The organism is Nonomuraea sp. SYSU D8015 (genome assembly GCF_008065375.1).
Lineage (GTDB): Bacteria > Actinomycetota > Actinomycetes > Streptosporangiales > Streptosporangiaceae > Nonomuraea.
On sequence record NZ_VJYI01000003.1, the window covers coordinates 707467 to 728233 of the forward strand.

At 71.2% G+C, this 20767-nt stretch carries 16 protein-coding genes; 10 read left to right on the forward strand and 6 right to left on the reverse strand.

Annotation, left to right across the window (positions count from 1 at the left end):
- Positions 1–25: 25 nt before the first annotated feature.
- The 7 genes from ID574_RS18620 to ID574_RS18650 are packed head-to-tail and all read left to right on the forward strand — an operon-like array spanning position 26 to position 8310.
- Entirely contained in the window at positions 26–1195 is a 1170-nt protein-coding gene (locus ID574_RS18620) for a hypothetical protein (RefSeq protein ID WP_188190136.1), read from the forward strand.
- Positions 1192–3321 carry a serine/threonine-protein kinase gene (locus tag ID574_RS18625; RefSeq protein WP_188190137.1) on the forward strand — a complete coding sequence of 710 codons (2130 nt, stop codon included), beginning with the start codon at positions 1192–1194 and terminating at the stop codon, positions 3319–3321. Before ID574_RS18620 ends, ID574_RS18625 begins: the two co-directional genes overlap by 4 nt.
- A 59-nt stretch (positions 3322–3380) precedes the next feature.
- Positions 3381–4217 (forward strand): PP2C family protein-serine/threonine phosphatase, encoded by an 837-nt coding sequence (locus tag ID574_RS18630; RefSeq protein WP_223166829.1) that lies wholly within the window; start codon positions 3381–3383, stop codon positions 4215–4217.
- On the forward strand, positions 4210–5496 hold the full coding sequence (locus ID574_RS18635) for a vWA domain-containing protein (RefSeq protein WP_188190138.1): 1287 nt from the start codon (positions 4210–4212) through the stop codon (positions 5494–5496). Before ID574_RS18630 ends, ID574_RS18635 begins: the two co-directional genes overlap by 8 nt.
- Positions 5496–6125, forward strand: a complete 630-nt coding sequence (locus tag ID574_RS18640; RefSeq protein ID WP_188190139.1) for an FHA domain-containing protein — start codon at positions 5496–5498, stop codon at positions 6123–6125. Before ID574_RS18635 ends, ID574_RS18640 begins: the two co-directional genes overlap by 1 nt.
- On the forward strand, positions 6122–7504 hold the full coding sequence (locus tag ID574_RS18645; RefSeq protein WP_188190140.1) for a hypothetical protein: 1383 nt from the start codon (positions 6122–6124) through the stop codon (positions 7502–7504). The genes ID574_RS18640 and ID574_RS18645 overlap by 4 nt, the downstream gene beginning before the upstream one ends.
- Positions 7501–8310 carry a transporter substrate-binding domain-containing protein gene (locus ID574_RS18650; RefSeq protein ID WP_188190141.1) on the forward strand — a complete coding sequence of 270 codons (810 nt, stop codon included), beginning with the start codon at positions 7501–7503 and terminating at the stop codon, positions 8308–8310. The genes ID574_RS18645 and ID574_RS18650 overlap by 4 nt, the downstream gene beginning before the upstream one ends.
- Positions 8311–8357: 47 nt before the next feature.
- Here the strand turns inward: ID574_RS18650 and rpoD are convergent, their stop codons facing one another.
- Together rpoD and dnaG are read right to left on the reverse strand one after the other, a co-directional pair.
- Positions 8358–9461, reverse strand: a complete 1104-nt coding sequence (rpoD, locus tag ID574_RS18655; protein WP_262496009.1) for an RNA polymerase sigma factor RpoD — start codon at positions 9459–9461, stop codon at positions 8358–8360.
- Positions 9462–10076: 615 nt separating this feature from the next.
- Positions 10077–12878: a DNA primase gene (dnaG, locus tag ID574_RS18660; RefSeq protein ID WP_188190142.1), complete on the reverse strand. Its 2802-nt coding sequence runs from the start codon at positions 12876–12878 to the stop codon at positions 10077–10079.
- A 157-nt stretch (positions 12879–13035) separates the two neighbouring features.
- On the opposite strand from dnaG, the gene ID574_RS18665 reads away from it, so the two are divergent.
- A complete protein-coding gene (locus ID574_RS18665; RefSeq protein WP_188190143.1) occupies positions 13036–13911 on the forward strand; it encodes a M23 family metallopeptidase in 876 nt (291 codons plus the stop codon).
- Here ID574_RS18665 and ID574_RS18670 read toward each other — a convergent pair.
- Together ID574_RS18670 and ID574_RS18675 are read right to left on the reverse strand one after the other, a co-directional pair.
- Complete coding sequence (locus tag ID574_RS18670; RefSeq protein WP_188190144.1) at positions 13895–15058, reverse strand: NAD(P)/FAD-dependent oxidoreductase; 1164 nt, start codon at positions 15056–15058, stop codon at positions 13895–13897. The two genes, ID574_RS18665 and ID574_RS18670, sit on opposite strands and share 17 nt — an antisense overlap.
- 76 nt (positions 15059–15134) lie before the next feature.
- Positions 15135–16355, reverse strand: coding sequence for a deoxyguanosinetriphosphate triphosphohydrolase (locus tag ID574_RS18675; protein WP_188190145.1), 1221 nt, complete (start codon positions 16353–16355; stop codon positions 15135–15137).
- Positions 16356–16436: 81 nt separating this feature from the next.
- Between ID574_RS18675 and ID574_RS18680 the strand changes: the two genes are divergently transcribed.
- A complete protein-coding gene (locus tag ID574_RS18680) occupies positions 16437–17942 on the forward strand; it encodes a M48 family metallopeptidase (protein WP_188190146.1) in 1506 nt (501 codons plus the stop codon).
- A gap of 17 nt (positions 17943–17959) precedes the next feature.
- Here the strand turns inward: ID574_RS18680 and ID574_RS18685 are convergent, their stop codons facing one another.
- The gene (locus tag ID574_RS18685) at positions 17960–18421 is read right to left on the reverse strand and encodes a DUF1003 domain-containing protein (protein ID WP_188190147.1); all 462 of its coding nucleotides are present in this window, start codon (positions 18419–18421) and stop codon (positions 17960–17962) included.
- A gap of 42 nt (positions 18422–18463) precedes the next feature.
- Positions 18464–19810 carry a sensor histidine kinase gene (locus tag ID574_RS18690; protein WP_223166830.1) on the reverse strand — a complete coding sequence of 449 codons (1347 nt, stop codon included), beginning with the start codon at positions 19808–19810 and terminating at the stop codon, positions 18464–18466.
- 107 nt (positions 19811–19917) lie between these two features.
- On the opposite strand from ID574_RS18690, the gene ID574_RS18695 reads away from it, so the two are divergent.
- Positions 19918–20751 (forward strand): S1C family serine protease, encoded by an 834-nt coding sequence (locus ID574_RS18695; protein ID WP_188190148.1) that lies wholly within the window; start codon positions 19918–19920, stop codon positions 20749–20751.
- Positions 20752–20767 lie beyond the last annotated feature (16 nt).

The window sequence follows — 20767 nt, forward strand, 5'->3', positions numbered from 1 at the left end:
GAGCGTGATGAGCCTGGGACCACCTATGAGCAGGGAGGGCGTCGAGCACGCGCTGCGCGCTCGGGCCGACGAACGCGACCGCATCTCCGGCGACCTGCTCGATCTCGAATCCCATACCACCTACCAGTTGCTCAAGGGAGCCTCCTTACGCGGCGAGACGGAACGCCGCTGGGCCGCGGCGCAAGAGGCGCTGGCCCGGCTGTGGGGGCTGAACGACGCCTATCGCGCGGTGCTGCGCGACGCCGAGCAGATCAGGGCCGCGCGCACCAGACCGGGCGCCGACCAGCTGGCCGCGCTGACCGAGCTGCTCGCGGGCGCCTCCGTGGTGCTGAAGCCCGCCGCCAAGCCCGTCGAGCAGCGCTCGCTGCTGCCGCAGACGGACGAGCGGCTGACTTTGGACGAGACCGTGGCGCGGATGGACGCCGCGTTCCAGGAGGTCACGGCCGCGCTCAACGACATCGACGCCAAGTGGAACGCCCTGCTGCCCCGCCTCGACGCCGCCGACGCCGACCTGCGCCGGATCCGCGAGCTGGAGCGCGAGCTCGGCGAGAGCGCCGCCGGCCTGGCCGCCCACGAGGCCGAGCTGGGGCGGATGCGCGCGGCCGTGGTGTCCGACCCGCTCGGCGTGGCGATCGAGCAGGACCTCGACCGGCTGGCCGGGCTGCTGACGGGCGCGGTCGCCGAGCTGGAGCTGGCGGTCGTGGTCAAGGAGGAGTTCGGTCGGCGGCGGGAGGACCTGGTGGCCGCGCTGGACCAGGTGCGGGCCGCCGAGAGCGAGGCCAGGCTCGCCCACGGCGCGGTCGTCGTCAAGATCGCCCTGCCGCCCCAGGCCCAGCCGCGGAGCAGGGTGGACGCCCTGGCCGCCGCGCTGGACGCGCTCGACGTCGCGGCCGACGGCTGGGTGCTGCGGGGCAAGCGCCTGGCGGAGCTGGAGAGCGACGCCCGGAAGGCGGCCGAGCAGGCGCAGGCCACGGCGAAGGCGCTGTACGGCCTGGTGAGCAGGAGGGACGAGCTGCGCGGCCGGCTCGGCGCCTGCCAGGTGATGGCGGTGCGCAAGGGGATGGCGGAGGACCCGGCCGCCTCCGCGCTGTTCGCCCGGGCGCGTGCGCTGCTCTGGACCGCACCCTGCGACCTGACGAAGGCGGCGGCCGCCGTCGAGGACTACCAGCGCGCGATACACGGAGGTAGGTCATGACCCGCTGCGCGCAGCCCGGCTGCACGGGCACCATCGAAGAGGGCTACTGCGACCTGTGCGGCCACGCGGCGACCTCGGCTGCCGCGCCGCCTTCCGCCCCGTTGCCGACGCAGCCCTCCTCGCCGGGCACCAGCCCGGTGAGCAGGCCGATGACCGGGCCGTCGAGCAGCGGCAGGTCGCGGGCCGGGGTGCTGGCCACCATCGCCGACCTGCCGTCGGTGCCCTACCGCGACCCGGCCACCGCCGTGCTGCCCGACCCCGAGGTGCCCGAGGACAAGCGGTTCTGCGCCAACCCCGACTGTGGCAAGCCCGTCGGCCGCTCCAGGGACGGCCGGCCGGGGCGGGCGGACGGCTTCTGCCCGCACTGCCGCACGCAGTTCTCCTTCACCCCGAAGCTCAACAAGGACGACCTGGTGGGCCAGTACCGCGTGCTGGGCTGCCTGGCGCACGGCGGGCTCGGCTGGATCTACCTGGCCGCCGACGAGAACCTCGACGGCCGGTGGGTGGTGCTCAAGGGCCTGCTCAACACCAACGACATCGAGGCGCTGCGGGTGGCCGAGGCGGAGCGCAAGTTCCTCACCACGATGGACCACCCCAACATCGTCAAGATCTTCAACTTCCAGCGCTCGGCCGGCTTCGGCTACATCGTCATGGAGTACGTGGGCGGCCAGTCGCTGCACGAGCTGCGCCGCCAGGGCCCGCTGCCGCTGCGCGAGACCCTGATGTACGGGCGGGAGATCCTGCACGCGTTCGGCTACCTGCACGAGCAGGGCCTGGTCTACTGCGACCTCAAACCGGCCAACGTGATCAGGGTCGGCAAGGGGCTCAAGCTCATCGACATGGGCGCGGTGCAGCCCATCGGCTCGCCGCCGGGCACGTCGTGGGTCACGACCGGTTACCACGCCCCCGAGCTGGACCGGCAGTCGTCGTCGGTGACCAGCGACCTCTACACCGTGGCCAGGACGCTGGCGGTGCTGGCGACCCCGGGGTTCAGCCCGGCCAGGGGCGGCAAGGCCGTCCCGCTGCCGCAGGACTGCGGGCACCCGTCGTTCACCCGGCTGCTGCGCAGGGCCACCGCCGACGATCCGGCCGAGAGGTTCCAGAGCGCCTGGGAGATGGAGGAGCAGCTCGTCGGGGTGCTGCGCGAGGTCTGCGCGCAGGAGGACGGGGTGCCGTACCCGCATCCCTCGACGCTGTTCGGGCCGGAGCGGGGCGCGGTGGGGACGGCGCTGTCGGAGGAGGACGACGAGGTGTTCGGGGCGCTCGACCCGGTGTCGGCGGCGGCCGCGCTGCCGGTGCCGCTGGTCGATCCGGCCGACCCGGCCGCGGGCGCGCTGGCCGGCCTGCTCGGGCGGGACAGCAAGGAGTTGATCGAGCAACTCGCCGCGATGCCGCAGACGCCCGAGACGAGGTTGATGAGGGCCAGGCTGATGGCCGAGGAGGGCGCGGCCGAGACGCCGGTCGCGCTCAACGCGCTGGCCGCGGAGCTGCCCGGCGACTGGCGGGTCACCTGGTACCGCGGCGTGCTGGCGCTGGCCACGCGGCAGGCCGACCTGGCGGTGTCGATGTTCGACTCGTGCCTGTCGATGCTGCCGGGCGAACCGGCGCCCAAGCTCGCGCTGGCCTTCGCGCTGGAGTGCGCCGGCCGGCAGGCGGCCCCCTGGTACGAGACCGTGTGGCGGACCGACCACGGGTACGTGAGCGCGGCGTTCGGGCTGGCCAGGACGGGCCGGATGAGCGTGCTGGACGAGGTGCCGGTGACGTCGAGCTACCGGGTGGCGGCGCAGGTCGCGCTGACCGCAGCGGCGGTGCGCCGGTCCGACCCGAGCACGATCTCCCCGCATGACCTGGTGGCCGCGGCCAAGCGCCTGGAGGACGTGTCGGACCTGGATCCGCGCCGCCGCGACCGGCTCATCGCCGAGTTGCTGCACGGCGCGCTTGCCTGGCTGGACGGTAACAAGCCGCCTGCTGGGCTGAAGCTGGCCGGCGCCCCGTTCACCGAGCCGGGGCTGCGCCGGCGGCTGGAGTCCCTCTACCGCAAGCTGGCCGTCGGGGCGGACTCGCGCGAGGAACGCTACGCCCTCATCGACCAGGCGAACGCCGTGCGGCCGAGGACGTGGCTGTGACCGGGGACGCGGGGGTGACTGGGGACGTGGCTGTGACCGGGGACGGTGTGAGATGTCCGGTGTGTGAGGCGCCTGTGCTGGCGGGCGACACCTACTGCGAGGCGTGCGGCCACATGCTGGACGCGCCGGCCTGCGTGTCCTGCGGGGCGGCCGCCGTCGACGCGGAGGGCTACTGCGAGCGGTGCGGCCTGCGCCAGCCCACGGGCAGGGACCACGCGGAGATCGTGCTGGACGGCGGCGCGGCGGCCGTGACCGACAGGGGGCTGCGCCGCAGCCGCAACGAGGACGCGATGGCGCTGCTGGCGTCCGGTGACGCGGTGGTGGCCGTGGTGTGCGACGGCGTGGGCAGCTCGCCCAGAGCCGACGAGGCGTCCGCGGCGGCCGTCGGGGCCGCGTCCGCCGCGCTGGCCAGGGGGTTGCCGCACGAGGAGGCGTTCGACCTGGCGGGCCGGGCCGTGGCCAAGCTGGCGACCTCCGTCCACGACGCCCCCGCGTGCACGTACATCGCCGCCGTCGTCCAGCAGGGCCGCATCACGCTCGCCTGGGCGGGCGACACCCGCGCGTACTGGCTGTCGCCGGTCCCCGAGCGGGGCTCGGCGATCACACACAGCACCTTGCTGACCGAGGACGACGCGATCGAGACCGGTGAGATCACCGCCTGGCTCGGGGCGGACGCCGAGGTCGTCGCGCCCACCGTACGTGCCTTCGCCCCTCCCGCGCCCGGCCTGCTGCTCGTCTGCAGCGACGGCCTGTGGCGCTACCTGGACGGCTACACGTTCCCCAGCGCCGGCACCCCTCTCGAGATGGCCGGGGAGATGCTTCGGCACGCGCTGGACTCCGGCGGCCAGGACAACGTGACCATTGCCTTGATCCCTTTAGGAGATGCCCGTGAGTGACCAGCCCTCCTTCACGTTGACCATCGACCAGAACAAGTACCTCCCCCTCGACGGCCGTGAGGTGCACGCCATCCTCACCATCGGCTCCACGGGCGGTGTCACCAGGCAGGCGGCCCCTGCCGAGGCCGCGGAAGTGATCATCGTGGACACGTCGGGATCGATGAGCGGCGGCAAGATCCGCGAGGCCCGGCAGGCGGCCGCGACGGCCGTGCAGACGCTGCGCGACGACGTGTACTTCGCGGTGATCGCCGGCACCGAACAGGCCAGGATGGTGTACCCGAGCGGGAATCCGCACCTGATCAAGGCCACCGGCGCCACCAGGGCGGAGGCTCAGCGGGCGATCGGCCGGCTCTCCGCGCACGGCGGCACCGCCATCGGCGAGTGGCTGAAGCTGGCCGGCAGCCTGCTCACCGCGCACCCGTCGGCGATCAGGCACGCGCTGCTGATGACCGACGGCCAGAACAACGAGCGCGCCGAGGTCTTCGCCTCCGTCCTGGCCGGCTGGAGCGGCAAGTTCGTGGTCGACTGCCTGGGGGTCGGCGACGACTGGGTGCCCGCCGAGCTGCGCAAGGTGGCCGAGGCGATGCTCGGCACGTTCGACTTCGTCCGCAACCAGGGGGATCTGTCGGAGTACTTCCGCCGGCTCACCCAGACGTCGATGAGCAAGACCGTGGCCGAGCTGTCGCTGCGGGTGTGGGTGCCCCAGACGGCACGGCTGAAGTTCGTCAAGCAGGTCTCCCCCGTGCTCCTGGATCTGACCGGCAAGCGCACCGACGTCAACCCGCTGACCGGCGACTACCCGACCGGCTCGTGGGGCACGGAGGAGCGCGAGTACCACATCTGCGTCGAGGTGCCGCCCGGGCAGATCGGCCAGGAGATCAGGGCGGGCTGGGTCAAGCTCGTCCGTCCCGACACCGGGGACGTCGTGGCCAGCGGCAACGTGCTCGCCCAGTGGACCGACGACCTGGCGCTGTCCACCCGGATCAACGGGAAGGTCCGCCACTACACCGGCCAGGCGGAGCTGCACGACCTGATCCAGGACGGGCTCAGCGCCAGGGCGATGGGCGACGTCGACACCGCCACCGCCCGCCTGGCCCGGGCCAGGGAGCTGGCCGCGGAGTCGGGCCGCGAGGACACCGCGCGGCTGCTGGAGAAGGTGGTGGAGGTCGATCCCGTCACCGGTACGGCCCGGCTGCGCAGGAACGTCGAGAAGGCCGACGAGATCGAGCTCGACACCGGCTCCGTCCGCACCAGCCGGCTGCGCAAGGAAGGAAGCTGATGGCGACCTGCCCGCAGGGGCACGCGTCGGGCGCCGACGACTACTGCGACGTGTGCGGCGCCCAGATGACGGCGGCGCCCCCGCCGCAGCCCCAGGCCCCCGCCGCGGATCCGGCCGAGAGCTGCCCCATCTGCCAGACACCGAGGGCCGGGCAGTTCTGCGAGGTCTGCGGTCACGACTTCACCGGCGGCGGCGCGCCCGTCCCGCTGCCCGCGACCGGGGCCGCCCGGTGGGAGGCCGTCACCGCGGCCGACCGCTCCTACTACGAGAAGGTCATCGCGGAGGGCGGCCCGGACGCCGACACGGTGGCGTTCCCGCCGTACTGCCCCGAGCGCTCGTTCGGTCTGTACGGCGAGCAGGTGCGCATCGGGCGGCGCAGCAGGGCCAGGAACCTGACGCCCGAGATCGACCTGAGCGGGCCGCCGGAGGACCCGGGCGTCTCGCACCTGCACGCCGTGCTGCTGGCGCAGCCGGACGGCTCCTGGATGCTGGTCGACCCGGGCTCGTCGAACGGCACCCAGGTGAACGGAAAGCCGCTCAGGGTCAACGTGCCGGTCAGGGTCGGCCCCGGCGACCGGATCCACCTGGGCGCGTGGACCGTGATCACGATCAGGGAGGGCACGCCATGACCGTGATGGTGCCCGGCCGGGGCGCGGTGGCGCCGGCCGGGGCCGCCCCGCCGCCGGCGCGCCGGAGCGTGCCCGGCCGGATCCGGCTCATCTCCGGCATCACCGTCGCCTCGCTGGCACTGCTGTTCGCGGCGCTCGCGGTCGGCACCGCCACCGCCCGCGACGGGCTGCGGGTCATCGGCCGCGACGCCGGGCCGCAGGTGGTCGCCACCGCCGGGCTCTACCTGGCGCTGAGCGACATGGACGCGCGGGTGGCCAACGCGCTGGTGATGGGCGAGGCGAACGCCCGGCAGCGCCAGGACGCCATCGCCTGGTACGAGCGGCGCCGGTTGCAGGCGAACCAGGCGCTGCTGCAGGCGTTCGAGCTGTCCGGCGACAACCCGGCCGAGCGGCGGACCGTGGAGTCGGTGCTCGCCGGGCTCGGCAGGTACGAGCGGCTGGTCGGTCAGGCGCTGCTGCTCGACGAGCGCTCCAAGCACGCTCCCGGGCCGCCGCCCGAGGAGGTGGTGGCGACCTACCGCCAGGCGACCGACCTGATGCGGTTGGTGCTGCTGCCCCAGGCGTACAACCTGACCCTGGAGAACGGCACGATCGTGCGCCGTACCTACGACGACAAGGCGCTCATGGCGCCGGTCCTGCGGGGCGCGGTGGTGGTGGCCGGGCTGCTCGCGCTGGGCTGCCTGCTGTGGCTGCAGGTCTTCCTGGCCGGCCGGTTCCGGCGGGTGTTCGGTCCGGCGCTGCTGGTCGCCACGGTGACGACCGGGGTGTCGATGTTCTTCGGCGCCAATGTGCTGGCGCAGGACGAGGCGGCGCTGAAGGAGGCCAAGGTGTCCGGGTTCGACTCGGTGCTGACACTGGCCAAGGCCCGGGCGATCAGCAGCAGCATGCAGGGCGACCAGAGCCGCTATCTGCTGGACAAGGAGCGGGCCGACACGTACGAGTTCACGTTCCTCGACAAGTCGCTGTCGGTGATCTACACCGACGTCGGCAACCTGGACGCCTATCACGACAAGGTGGCCACGGGCTCGAACAACTTCCTCGGCCTGCTGGCGCCCGAGCTGGTCGGCCGGCAGGGCGCGGAGGTGCTGGGGGCCTACCGCGGCTTCCAGGCCGCCGACAAGGAGTTCCGCGAGCTGGTGAGGAGCGGCCGGACCGCCGAGGCGGTGGCCGCCCGGTTCGGTCCTGTGGCCACGTCGTTCGACGCCTATGACCGCGAGCTCGTGGAGCTGTCCAACGGGCACCAGGACGTGTTCAAGCGGGCGATCGCCCGCGGCGAAGGCGCGTTGGACAACCTGTGGCGGCTGCTGCCGTTCGCGATCGCCGGGATCGGGCTGCTGGTGATCGCCGGGGTGTGGCCTCGACTCAAGGAGTACCGGTGAAGCGCGTGCTGGCGGTGGTGGCGGCCCTCGCGGCCGCGATGGTGGTCGCGGGCTGCGGGACCGGCGGGCCCGAGTCGATCCTGGACAAGGACGACCTGGTCATCGGGGTGCGGCCGGACCTGCCGTCCGTCGGGTTCCGCAAGGCCGACGGGACGTTCGAGGGCTTCGACGTGGACGTGGCCCGTTACGTCGCGGGGAAGCTCGGCAAGGACGTCACGTTCCTGCCCGTGCTGGCCGCCGAGCGGGAGAAGGCGCTGGTGGGCGGGAAGGCGGACATGGTCGTGGCGACGTACACGATCAGCCAGGACCGCAAGGCCAAGGTACTGTTCGCGGGGCCGTACCACATCTCGTACCAGGACATCCTGACGCGGTCGACGGACACGATCAAGAACGTGCGCGAGCTCAAGTACCGCAGGATCTGCGCGATCCAGGGGTCGAACGCGGCCGAGCGGGTCGTCGAGGAGCGGAAGGTGGCGGCGCGGCTGGTGCCGTTCGCCGACTACAAGGCGTGCCTGGCGGCGCTGAAGAGCGGGCAGGTGGACGCGGTCACCACCAACGACGTCATCCTGGCGGGCCTGGCCATGCAGGACGGCTCGGGACTGCGGCTGAGCAACGCGCAGTTCAACGAGCAGCGCAGCGGGGTGGGCCTGCGCAAGGGCGACGTGCCGGGCTGCGAGGCGGTCAACCGGGCGATCACCGACATGTACCAGGACGGGACGGCGGAGAAGCTCCTGAAGAGGTGGTTCGGCAAGTCCGGACTCGACCTGAGCACGGTGGCGGTGCCGCAGTTCGAGGGCTGTTCCTGAACGTGCGAGCGGACCGGGGCCCTGCCGCCCCGGCCCGCCTCGAAGGATCAGTCCAGGTAGTCCCGCAACATCTGGGCCCGCGTCGGGTGGCGGAGCTTGGCCAGGGTCTTCGACTCGATCTGGCGGATGCGCTCCCGCGTGACGCCGAACTCCCTGCCCACCTCCTCCAGCGTGCGCGGATGCCCGTCGGCCAGGCCGAAGCGGAGCTGGATGATGCGCTGCTCGCGGTCCGACAGCGTGGCCAGGATGTCGTCGAGCTGGTCCTGCAGCATGATGAAGGCCGCGGCCTCCATGGGCACGACCGCGTCGGCGTCCTCGATGAAGTCACCGAGGTCGGAGTCTTCCTCGCCGATCGGCGACTGCAGCGACACGGGCTCCTGGGCGATGCGCTGGATCTCCACCACGCGATCGACAGGGAGGTCCATCTCCTTGGCAATCTCCTCGGGGATCGGCTCGCGGCCGAGATCCTGGTGGAGCTGGCGCTGAACGCGGACGAGCTTGTTGATGGTCTCCACCATGTGCACGGGGATGCGGATCGTACGCGCCTGGTCGGCGATGGCCCGGGTGATCGCCTGACGGATCCACCAGGTCGCGTAAGTGGAGAACTTGTAACCCTTGGTGTAGTCGAACTTCTCGACGGCCCGGATGAGTCCGAGGTTGCCCTCCTGGATCAGGTCCAGGAACAGCATGCCGCGGCCCACGTACCGCTTGGCGATCGACACCACGAGCCTGAGGTTGGCTTCGATGAGCCGCTGTTTGGCTCGGGCGCCCTGCCACACGAGCTCCCTGAACTCCGGGAAGGCCAGACGCGAGACCCCGTTGGCCAGCTTGTCCTCGGCGAACAGGCCGGCTTCGATCGACTTGGCGAGCTCCACCTCCTCCTCAGCGGTCAGCAGCGGCACCCGGCCGATCTCCCGCAGGTAGATACGGACCAGATCGCTGGTCGGCGCCCGCTTGCCTACGTCTTCCTCATCGGCGCGGGTGGATTCCTCGTCGCCCTGGGGCTCGAGGACCTCCACGCCGTTCTCGGCGAGCATCCGCACGACGCGCTCCAGCGCGTCGGACGGCAACTCGGACCGGTCAAGCGCGGCTGCGACGTCATCGACGGTTACGCTCCCGCGCTCTCTTCCCTTCGCGACGAGGTCCGCCACCTGATCTACCGATGGCGGACTGCTTGGCAGCACCGATGCACCCACGGGAGACAGTCTGCAGTATTGGTTCCATCAAATGGCAGACCCATTTTTGTCACCGAAGGTAAGACGATCGTCCTTACCGAATTGAGATCGAAATAAGGTTTAGCCGAAGATTGATCAGGAAAGTAAAGTCAATTACGCGATCAGGATTCACGCGCCCGGCACCGTCGCCGGCCGGACGCATCTTTCTCCCTGCCTGGAAACCCTTGTCCACCTGCTTTGTCGCATCGTGGACCGCGCCAGGTTCCCTGGTCAACCACCCTGTTATGCCGCTTGTGGTCGCAGCCGAACTGTTATCAACCGCCTGCCGCATAGATCCGGTTCTTGGGGGGTTTCGTACGGGCGACGCGTCCTTCCGGCAACCTGAGACGACACCAGAGACCGATGCGCCGTCGTCTCTGCCGACCCGTGTGGCGGCGTGCGCCCGCAGCCCGGGGGACACTCGTGACAGCGGCCGGGGCCGTGTCGGCGGGCGCAGTCTGGGTGACGCAAACCGCCCGCCCTGGCCGAGTACGGCCACCCGGCGCCTGGAGCAGATGAGCGTGCAGCCCCGCCGATGCCGGTGGCTGGGCGTCAGTTACCCGCGGCGCGGGCGCGCAGGACCCTGCGCTGCTGCTCCAGCGCGACCAGTTCCCCGAACAACTTGTTGTGCTCCTGCGGCTCCTCCACCGGATTCAGCCGTTGGATCCGTGACTTGACCCGGGCGATGGCCCGGTCGACCGCGATTGCCTCGATGGCGGCGAGCACGCCAGCGGCGTACCGCTCCTCTACGTCCGCATCGGACTGGATGGGTTCCACCGCAAACCGCGTCACCAGTGCCCGCGAACCCTCCTCGTGAGCATGCTCCAGCAGCCGGTCCACCCACTCTCGCCCCCCGTGAGCCGCCGAAGCCACGCCCCCAGCCGCCGCAATGACCTTGTGCAGGGCGATGTGGTCAGCCGCCGTGAACACCTGCGGGTCGAGGGCGTCAAAGCTCGGCCCCAGCAACGCGGGCCGCTGCACTGCCAGCTTGAGCAGTTCGCCCTCGACCCGCACGCTCGGATCGAGGGGCGCAGCCCTGGGCGCCCGCTGCGGACGGCCCTGCTGCATCCTGCCGACCTCCGCGATGCGCCGCAGAACGAAGCTCTCATCCATGAACCCCAACCACTTGTCGAGGTCGATGGCGTACACCCGTTGCTGGCCTTTGTCCTTCATCCCGGCCACGATTGGCGCGGCAGCGTCCAGCGCCGCGAGCCTGCCTTCGTTACTCTGAAGATCGAATCGCTCAATCGTGCTCTTGATGGCGAACTTGTACAGCGGTTCCCTTCTCGCGATCAGATCGCGCACTGCGGCGTCGCCCTGCTGGAGTCGCAGGTCACATGGATCGAGTCCGTCGGGCTGCACAGCCACATAGGTTTGCGCCATCAACTTCTGATCGTCGCCGAACGCTCGAAGCGCCGCTTTCTGACCTGCCGTGTCCCCGTCGAACGTGAAGATCACCTCACCTGCATAGTTGGCATGATCAAGCAGGAAACGACGGAGAACCTTGATGTGCTCCTCGCCGAACGACGTGCCGCAGGTGGCCACCGCCGTCGGCACTCCAGCCAGGTGGCAAGCCATCACGTCGGTGTAGCCCTCGACGATCACGGCCTGAGCCCGCTTAGAGATCTCCCGTTTGGCGAGGTCAAGCCCGTAGAGCACCTGGCTCTTCTTGTAAAGCGGCGAGTCAGGCGTATTCAGATATTTCGGACCATCGTCGGAATCGAGCAGCTTTCGCGCTCCGAATCCGATCACATCCCCCGTCGCGTCCCTGATCGGCCAGATCAGCCGCCCGCGGAACCGGTCGATGGGCCCGCGCCGCCCCTCCTTGGCCAGCCCGCCCTTGACCAGCTCCTCGGCAGTGAACCCGCGCCCCAGCAGGTGCCGCGTGAGCGCCTCCCACTCGGCCGGGGCGTACCCGACCCCGAACGCCTCAGCGTCCGCCCTCTCGAACCCGCGCTCCGACAGGAACCGCCGCCCGGCCGCCGCGTCGGGCCCGAACAGCTTGCTTGCATAGAACTCGGCGGCCGCCTTGTGCGCCTCGATCAGCCTGGCCCGCTCGCCGTGGTCGCGCCGGGGAACGTAGCCACCCTGCTCGTATTGCAGGTGGATCCCGGCCCGCTGCGCTAGCCGCTCGACGGCCTCACTGAACGACAGATGCTCGATCTTCTCGACGAACGTGATCACGTCGCCGCCTTCCAGGCAACCGAAGCAATTCCCCGTCAAAATGTTGTCTTCCAGGACAAATGCATGTCCATGGTCAACAGTGGCGCAGAACACTTCTTCCACCCGATCGGTCTCCTCGACCGACTGAACCACCCAGCCGCGCCTGGCGAAGGCCTTCTCCGCACCGGAGAACCTCAGGCGATGTTCGTCGATCAGGAAGAAGTCCTCGGTGAGGTCCTCGTTGACGAAGTGGACGCGGTAGAGCGAGCTGGGTTCTCTCCCCGGAAAGCCGACCCGGACCTGCTCTGTGATGCCGTATGTGCCGATCCCAAGCCTCGTGCAGACAGCGCGGACGAACTCCAGCGTCGCCTTGTCCGCGCAGTTGAGCATGATCGTTCCGTCTTTTGCGACATGTCCGTCGGCAGCTAGGTAGCCCGCCAGCCAGCCGTAAAGGTACGGGACGGATTCGTCGAGCGAGGGGAGCTCCTTGAAGAACCGCGGCAGGTGATGGACCAGGAGCTGCCTGGTGTTACCAGAGGTCCCTCCGGTGCTCTCCGTCACGTAGCTGAGGGGGAACCATTTGAGGAGTTGCGCATCCTTGACAGCGTCGAGTGTCGCCCTGCTTCCCGTGGCGGCTCGGGTGCCGTCACCGAAGGTGATTCCATGAGCGACGCCAAAGGGCGACGGCGTGGTGCGCTTGATGCGCGAGCCCGGAAACACCGTGACGAGCCGGTGACGCGGCTTCAGGTCTTTGGTAAGGATCTCGGCGCGCTTGTCCTGCCGCCGCCCCGATCGCACGAACCAGCGATGTTCGGGCGTGGCGAAGATCTCCTTCCGCTGCCCGTTACGGCTCACCACGATCTTCATGAGCGGCTGGACCCCGAAAGACATGAACGGCGCGTCCACCCAAGTGCCGTCCGATGCGAGGATCCTATGGACCCCGCCCGCGAGCTCGGCGATGGGACGCACGCCCTCCCAGGTAATGACCTGTGTCTCCGCCGCCAAGCAATAGAACATCCCGCGCTCGGGCGTGACGTTGAAGGACGGGCTCTTCTCGTCGTGGAACGGGCACAGGCCCTTGAGGTTGCCGCCTCCGGCGTTGCGCAACTGAATGTGCTCGCCGATCACGTCGGCGATGGGTGAACGCTCGCGTACGAGCGCGATGTCGACATCACGGATCCGGCCAGCCACGCCGGTGAGTCTATTCCGCCCCACCGACGTTCCCGGCACCCGCCGCCAGAATGGCATCACCCCTGGGTTGCTATCGGGGGAAACAGGCTCTGCGGGGTGCCGCGGTCGGCTACAAAGGTAAAGGTTGTCGGTGGAAACGGTGACGCAGGTGGAGATCATGCGATCGGGGCATCTCGGACGATGGGCGGCCGTCACGGGCGCCTTGCTGCTGACCGGCGCCTGCAGCCAGGCCACCGGACTGGCGGGCGTGAGCGCGGCCTCGCCCACGACCCCCACGCCCACGGGCACCCCGTCGGTCACGGCCACGATCCCGAGCCCCGTGCCCCAGTCCGCCGAGGAGCCGCCGAAGGGCGACGACCCGGTCAAGGTGCCGCCGCCGAAGCTGTCGAAGTACACGTACACGTTCCCCGTCAAGGGGTGCGAGACCACCTACCAGCGCAAGCTGCTCGTGCTGCCCAAGACCACGATCTGGGCCGGGCAGGGCTGCGCTTTCGTGGCCCCCATCGGCGGCGTCGTCGACGAGGTCAACGTCAACAACAGGTGGAAGCCGTCCACGGACGCCGGCGCCGACCGCGAGGGCAGGTTCGTCACGATCATCGGTGACGACGGCGTCCGCTACCTCGGCGGCCACCTCGACTCGGTGGCCGACGGCATCGAGCCCGGCGTGCGGGTGAAGGCCGGGCAGCTGCTGGGGCGGGTGGGCCGGTCGGGCAACGCCCGTGACACCGGCCCGAACCTCTACTTCGCGATCTCGTGGAAGACGGGCCCGTCCTTCTGGTGGGTGCGCCGGGGCATGGTCAAGCCGTGGGACTACCTCGACGCCTGGCGGTCGGGCAACCGCACGCTCTCGCCGCGCGAGGAGACGCTGGCCCTGCGCGCCAAGCTCGGCGAGACGCCGCGGTGCACCGTCCAGTGCTCGTCGAAGAAGACCTCACGGCCGGCGAAGAGCGAGGAGCCGGAGGCGCAGACCGACCAGCCGGAGGTGCAGACCGGCGAGGACGTCGCCCCGGCCGCGATCACGGCTGGCCCGTAGCGAGTTCCTTGGGGTTGACGGGGACGCCCGACCGGATGAGCTGCTGGATGTCGTCGACCACGTCCCAGGTGTTGACGTTCATGCCGGCGATCACGCGGCTGTCGCGCAGCCAGTACGCGATGAACTCCAGGCTGTCGACGTCGCCGCGGTAGACGATCTCGTCGTAGCCCTCGATGTCGCCGGAGAACTCCATGCCCAGGTCGTACTGGTCGGTGTAGAAGTACGGGATCGCGTCGTAGACGACCTCCTGGCCGAGCATGGAGCGGGCGGCGGCGGGGCCGCCGTGCAGGGCGTTGGCCCAGTGCTCGACGCGCACGCGCCGCCCGTACAACGGGTGGAACCACTCGGCCACGTCGCCGGCCGCGAACACGTCGGGGTGCGAGGTCCGCAGGGCCGCGTCGGTGAGGACGCCCTGCCCGACCTCGAGCCCCGCGTCGCGGGCGAGGCCGACCTCGGGGGCGGCGCCGATGCCGACCACGACGAGGTCGGCCGAGAGCCGCTCGCCGGAGCTGAGCCGCACGCCGGTGTCGGTGATCTCCGCGGCGGCGGTGCCGAAGCGCAGGTCCACGCCGTTGCGGGCGTGCAGGCGGGCGAACACGTCGCCCAGCTCGGGGCCGAGCGCCCGGTTGAGCGCGGTGGGCTCGGGCTCGACGACGGTGACGGCGCAGCCGGCCGCGCGGGCCGCCGCCGCGGTCTCCAGCCCGATCCACGACGCGCCGACGATCAGCACGCTCCGGGACTGCGCGAGGCGTTCCTTCAGCGCCTCGCTGTCCTCGACGGTGCGCAGGTAGTGGCCGGGCCCGGGCAGCCGTCTGGGGGCGGCGCCCGTGGCGATGAGCAGCTTGTCGTACGGCTGGCGCGATCCGTTGCCGAGCCTGACGAGGTGATGATCGAGCTCGATGCGGGTCACCCCGATGCCGAGCCGGAGATCCACGCCGTTGTCCGCGTACCATTCGGGGCCGTGGACGAAGATCGTCTCACGTTCGCTCCTGCCCTGGAGGAAGTCCTTGGACAGAGGCGGTCTCTCGTAGGGCCGTTCCCTCTCCGCACCGATCAGCACGATCTCGCCGTCGAAGCCCTCCTCGCGCAGCGTCTGCGCGGCCTTCGCCCCGGCCAGTCCGGCGCCGACGATCACATATGTGGCCATGGGCGCAGTATCCGCCCGCTACGGGGATCGGGAAAGCGGGTTGTGTCAGCTCACAGCCCTCATGGAGAAACCTTGGTCAGCGGGAGAGCCTGCGGTGCCAGGCCACGGCTGAGGTGTCGGTGAGCGAGGCGATCTGGTCGATCACCACGCGGACGCGGGCGGCGTCGTCGGCGGCCTCCAGGTACGCGGGACGGAAGGCGGGCTCCAGCGTGCCCGGCGCGCCGAGCGTGATCATGGCGGCCAGCTCGGTGATGAGCTCGCGCTGCCTGGCCTGCTTGGCGTGGTGGTCCTCGGTGGTCATCACGTAGTGGGCGGTGACGCCCTTGAGCAGCGCGCACTCCAGCCGGGTGGCGTGGGGGACGACGAGGTCGGCGCGGTGGCGGGAGCCGTACACCTCTTTGGTGGCGGCCTGCGCTGAGCGGCAGAAGCGGCCGATGAGGCCGCTGGTGAGGGCCTTGAGGCCGGCCAGGTCGGAGAGGGTGGCGTCGAAGCGGCGCGGCCAGAGCGGGTCGGCGATCAGCTTGGCGAAGACCTCCTCCAGCTCGTTGAGGTCGGCGCCGTGGGCGTACCAGATGCGGGTGATCTCGCACACCTGCCTGCGCTCGGCGCGCGATTGCAGGGCCTCGGGGGTGACGTGGCCGGAGTGCAGGGCGTCCTCGAGGTCGTGGACGGAGTAGGCGACGTCGTCGGCCCAGTCCATGATCTGCGCCTCGAAGCTCACCCGTCCCGGCGGGGCGCCCTCCCTGATCCACGCGAACACCGGCAGGTCGTCGTCGTACACGCCGAACTTGGGGCCCTTGTCGCAGGTCCACGGGTATTTGATGGACGCGTCCAGCGCCGCCCTGGTCAGGTTGAGCCCGGCGCTGCGGCCGTCCTCGGTGAGCACCTTGGCCTCGAGCCTGGTGAGCAGGCGCAGGCTCTGGGCGTTGCCCTCGAAGCCGCCGCACGTGGCGGCGAGCGCGTTGAGCGCCACCTCGCCGTTGTGGCCGAACGGCGGGTGCCCCAGGTCGTGCGCCAGGCAGGCGGTCTCGACGAGGTCGGGGTCGACGCCGAGCGTGGCGCCCATCTCCCGGCCGACCTGGGCGCATTCGAGCGAGTGGGTGAGCCTGGTGCGGGGGATGTGCTGGCCGCCGCCGGGCGTCTCTCCAGGACCCACGACCTGCGTTTTCGCCGCCAGCCTGCGGAGTGCGGCGCTGTGCAGCACCCGGGCGCGGTCGCGTTCGAACGCGGAGCGTTCAGGATTGCCGGGAGGTTCCGGAACCCAACGCTCCTGGTCGTGCTCGTCGTAGTACGGCATTGGTTCAGTGATTTTATCCAGTTTCCCGACTCCGCTAATGTCGAGCCTCGCGAGAACCCATTCCCCTGGGAGTCCTCCTCCATGACCACAGCGTTCCGAGCGGTGCTGGCCTTCACCCTGCTCGCCGGCTTCTACGTCCTGGTCGGCCTCATCATGGTGGCCGCGATCTTCTTCGACGTGATGCTGCTCGTCGAATTCCACGCGAACACCGTCAAGATCGCTATCGTGCTCACCCTGGCGGCGGGCGCGCTCGTGCGGGCCCTGTTCATGGTGAGCCGCCGGCAGGGCGGCGAGCAGCCGGGCGTGCCGGTCGGCCGCGAGCACGAGCCGGTGCTGTGGCAGACGGTGGAGGATCTGGCCCGCCGCGTGCGCACGGCGCCGCCGGACGAGATCCGGCTGGTCGCGGAGGTGAACGCGGCCGTGTCGGAGGACACGCGGTGGCTGGGGCTGCGGGCGACCAGGCGGCGGATGTTCATCGGCCTGCCGCTGCTGCAGACGCTCACGGTGGACGAGATGCGCGCGGTCCTGGGGCATGAGCTGGGCCACTACAGCGGCGCCCACACGCGGCTGGGCGCGCCGGTCTACCGGGGCCGGGTCTCGCTGATCGCGACCGTGCAGGGGCTGGGCAACCACCCGTTCATCCAGAAGCTGTTCACCTGGTACGCCAAGCTCTACCTGCGCGTCTCGCAGGCCGTCTCGCGCAAGCAGGAGCTGGAGGCCGACCACTTCGCGGTCGCGATCGGCGGCCGGCAGGCCATGGCGGGCGCGCTCCGCAAGATCCACGCGACCGCGCTGGGCTGGGACCTGTACGTCAACAACTACCTGTCGCTGGCGGGCGCGGGCGGCGCCCGCCCGGCCTCGGTGTTCGGCGGCTTCCACGCGATGATGAGCGATCCCGAGCGGCAGGCCCAGATCGCGAAGCTGGGCGCGGAGCCGGAGGAGATCTCGCCGTACGACTCCCACCCGAGCCTGGCCGAGCGGCTGGCCGCGATCGAGCAGCTGCCGGAGCCGCAGCACGTGCCCGACCCGCGCTCCGCGCTGACGCTGCTGCACGACGCGAACGTGGCGGTGCAGGCGGTCGAGCACTCCATGTGGACCCCGGAGGCGCTGGCCGGGCTGCGGCCGGTGCCGTGGGAGGAGCTGGTGGCCGAGGGCATGTACGCCGGCCGCAACGCCGAGGCCCTGCACGACCTGGCGGTGGCCGGGCAGCGGGTGATGGGGGCGGCGCGGCCGTACCTGGACGCGGCGTTCGAGGCGATCGCCCGCGGGCGGCAGGCCGAGCTGGAGGAGCGGCTGCGCGAGCTGGGCTGGAACCCGTCGGAGACGTTGCTGGCCGGGGTGCTGGGGCAGGCGCTGGAGGCGGTGCTGATCCAGCTCGGCGAGGCCAGGTGGACGCTGTCGTGGTCGGGGCCGGCGCGGCTGCTGTTCGACGACGGCGAGGAGGTGGCGCTGTCGGAGTACGCGGCCCAGGTGGCCGCGAACCCGGCGGCCGTCGCGGGCATGCGGCAGTGGCTGGGCAGCCACGGCATGCGCCACGACTACGTCCCCGTCGAGGAGCCGGTCCCGTCGGCCCCTCTCCCTGGTTGAGACTTCCGCCCGCGCGGTCACTGACCGCCGGCCACCGGGTGGCGGGTCTTCACGAGCGCCTCGACGCGGGCGAGCTGCGCGGACAGGTCGGCGACGTCGGCACGCAGGGCGGCGATGGCCGTCGCGGTGGCCTGGACGGTCTGGTAGTCGTGCATCGCCAGCTCCGAGGCCACCTGGTCGCTGCGCCTGGCCGCGATGAGCAGGACGGACGCCTGCAGACCGGCCAGGCACGACAACACCAGGTTGAGCAGGATGTACGGGTACGGATCGAAGCCGTGCCGCCCGTTGCCGACGATCCAGACGGCGAGCACGCCGAGGAACGTGAGGACGAACGGCCACGACCCCATGACGAGCCGCGTCCGGTCGGCAGCCCGCTCCCCCAGCGTGAGCTGGGAGCCGGTGCGGACTCCCGGGTGCCGGGCCCAGCGGCTGCGCCCGGCCCGGCCGAGGATCGTGAGGGGATGCTGATCTGCCTTCATGGCACCGATCGTGCCGTAGCGCCCATGAGAGCAGAATGAGAGCTATGTCAGCGGCAGGCGGACCGTGACCACGGCGCCGCCGAGCGGGTCGCCGTTGCGGGCCGACACGATGCCGCCGTGCGCGCTGATCACCGCCCGCACGATCGACAGGCCGAGCCCCGCGCCGGGCGAGACCCCGCTGCGCGCGTCGTCACCCCGGGTGAAGCGGGCGAACGCCGAGTCCAGCAGCCCCTCGGGGAAGCCGGGCCCGTCGTCGGCGACCTCCACGGTGGCCGAGTCCCGGTCGTGCGTGACCCGGACCCGTACACCGCCCGCGCCGGCGGCCGCGCTGTTGCGGGCCAGGTTGGCGAGCACCTGCCGGAGCCGCTCCGGGTCCGCGCTGACCACGACGGGGTCGCCGGACGCCTCGATGCGCAGGCCGAGCGCGGGCCCGAGGCGGCGGGCCTCGGCGGCGGCCAGGTCGAGCAGGTCGACGGCCTCGGTGCGGACCACGAGCGCGCCGGCCCTGGCCCGGGCCAGCATCAGCAGGTCGTCGGCCAGCCGGGACAGCCGGTCCACCTCGCCGAGCGCGGCGTGCAGCGACTGCTCGACCTCCTGGTCGTCGCCGACGGCGTCGAGCGCCAGCTCCAGCTCGCCGCGCAGCACCGCGAGCGGGGTGCGCAGCTCGTGGCTGGCGTCGTCCACGAACGCCCGCTCGCGCTCGGCCGCCACGCCGAGCCTGGCCAGCATGTCGTTGAGGGTGCGGGCGAGCCTGGCGATCTCGTCGTCGCCGGGCACGTCGGGCAGGCGGCTGTCGCTCTCCAGTGACGAGATGATCTCGGCCTGGCTGGTCAGGGCGTCCACGGGTCTCAGTGCGGCGCGCACGACGGCCCACGCCCCGGCGGCCAGCGCGGCGACCAGCAGCGGCGCCGCCAGGAACAGCACGATCGCCAGCCGGTCTCTGGCCGCGTGGACGGGCTCGGCCGACACCCCGACCGTGAGCACGCCGCCGCCCGGTTCGAGGCGCTGGGACAGCAGCCGTACGGAGATCGGCGCGCCGTCCTCCCCGATCGGCAGCGTCCGCGTGCTCAGTGCGGTGTCCCCGACCTGGTAGACCTGCTCGGCGGTGAGCAGCCGCCGGCCCTGCAGCGACTGGGATCCGGCCGTCACCTCCCCGCCGGGCCCGTACAGCTGGGCCATCGGGTCGTCGATCAGGGCGGCGACGTCGTCGTTGGCCAGGGCCACGGCCAGGTCGCCGGCGCGGACGGCCAGCCCGTCGTCGATCGCGGCCCACAGCTGGCGGTCGAGGGTCGCGTAGAGGAGGCCGAGGCAGACGGCGAGCACGCCGACGGCGCCCGCCGCGGTGACGAAGGTCACGCGGGCCCGCATCGAGCCTGGTAGCAGCCTCACCTGCACAGAGTGGCACAAACCCGCGGGTCGACGCTCTCATCGTTCTCTCATACGCGCGCCAGCACGCTGGGGTCGTGAGCACAGGATCGTTACCTGAGGAGCACACGATGACCGTCCCCACCTACCCCAGAACCGATTACCCCGCCCCCCATGTCCCCGCGCACCGCGCGCGGCGGAACGGCGGCCGCGTGCTGGCCGCCTCCGTCGCCATCGTCGCCGTCGTGGCGGCCGCGGGAGCCGGAGGCTATCTCGGGGGCCGCGACGTCGCGCGGGCGAGCGCCCCGAGCGCCGCCGCCCCCGCCGTCGTCCCCGCCACCTCGGCGGTGAACGCGCCCGCCATCCTGGCCAAGATCGAGCCGTCGATCGTCACCGTCCGCACCCGCTCCATCGGGGTGAACTCGTTCCTGGAGCCCGTGGCCGAGCAGGGCACCGGCACCGGGTTCGTGATCGGCGCCGACGGCCTCATCGCCACGAACAACCACGTCGTCCAGGGCGCGCAGACGGTCACGGTCACGCTGCGCGACGGGCGGACGCTGGCGGCCAAGGTGCTGCGCAGCGACCCGGCGGCCGACCTGGCCGTGCTGCGGGTGAACGCCGAGGACCTGCCGGTCGCCCCCCTCGGGGACTCCTCGACGCTGCGGGTCGGCGACCCGGTCATCGCGATCGGCAACGCCCTGGCTCTGCCCGGCGGCCCGACGGTGACCGAGGGGATCGTCTCGGCGCTCGACCGTACCGTGCAGACCGACGCCGGCGCCCGGCTCGAGCACGTCATCCAGACCGACGCCGCGATCAACCCGGGCAACAGCGGCGGCCCGCTGGTGGACGCCTCCGGCCGCATCGTGGGCATCAACACGGCGGCGGCCGGCGACGCGCAGAACATCGGCTTCGCGATCGCCGTCAACGGCGCCCGGCAGACCATCGACGACCTGCTCCAGCAGTGAACGGCCTTAAGGTGGT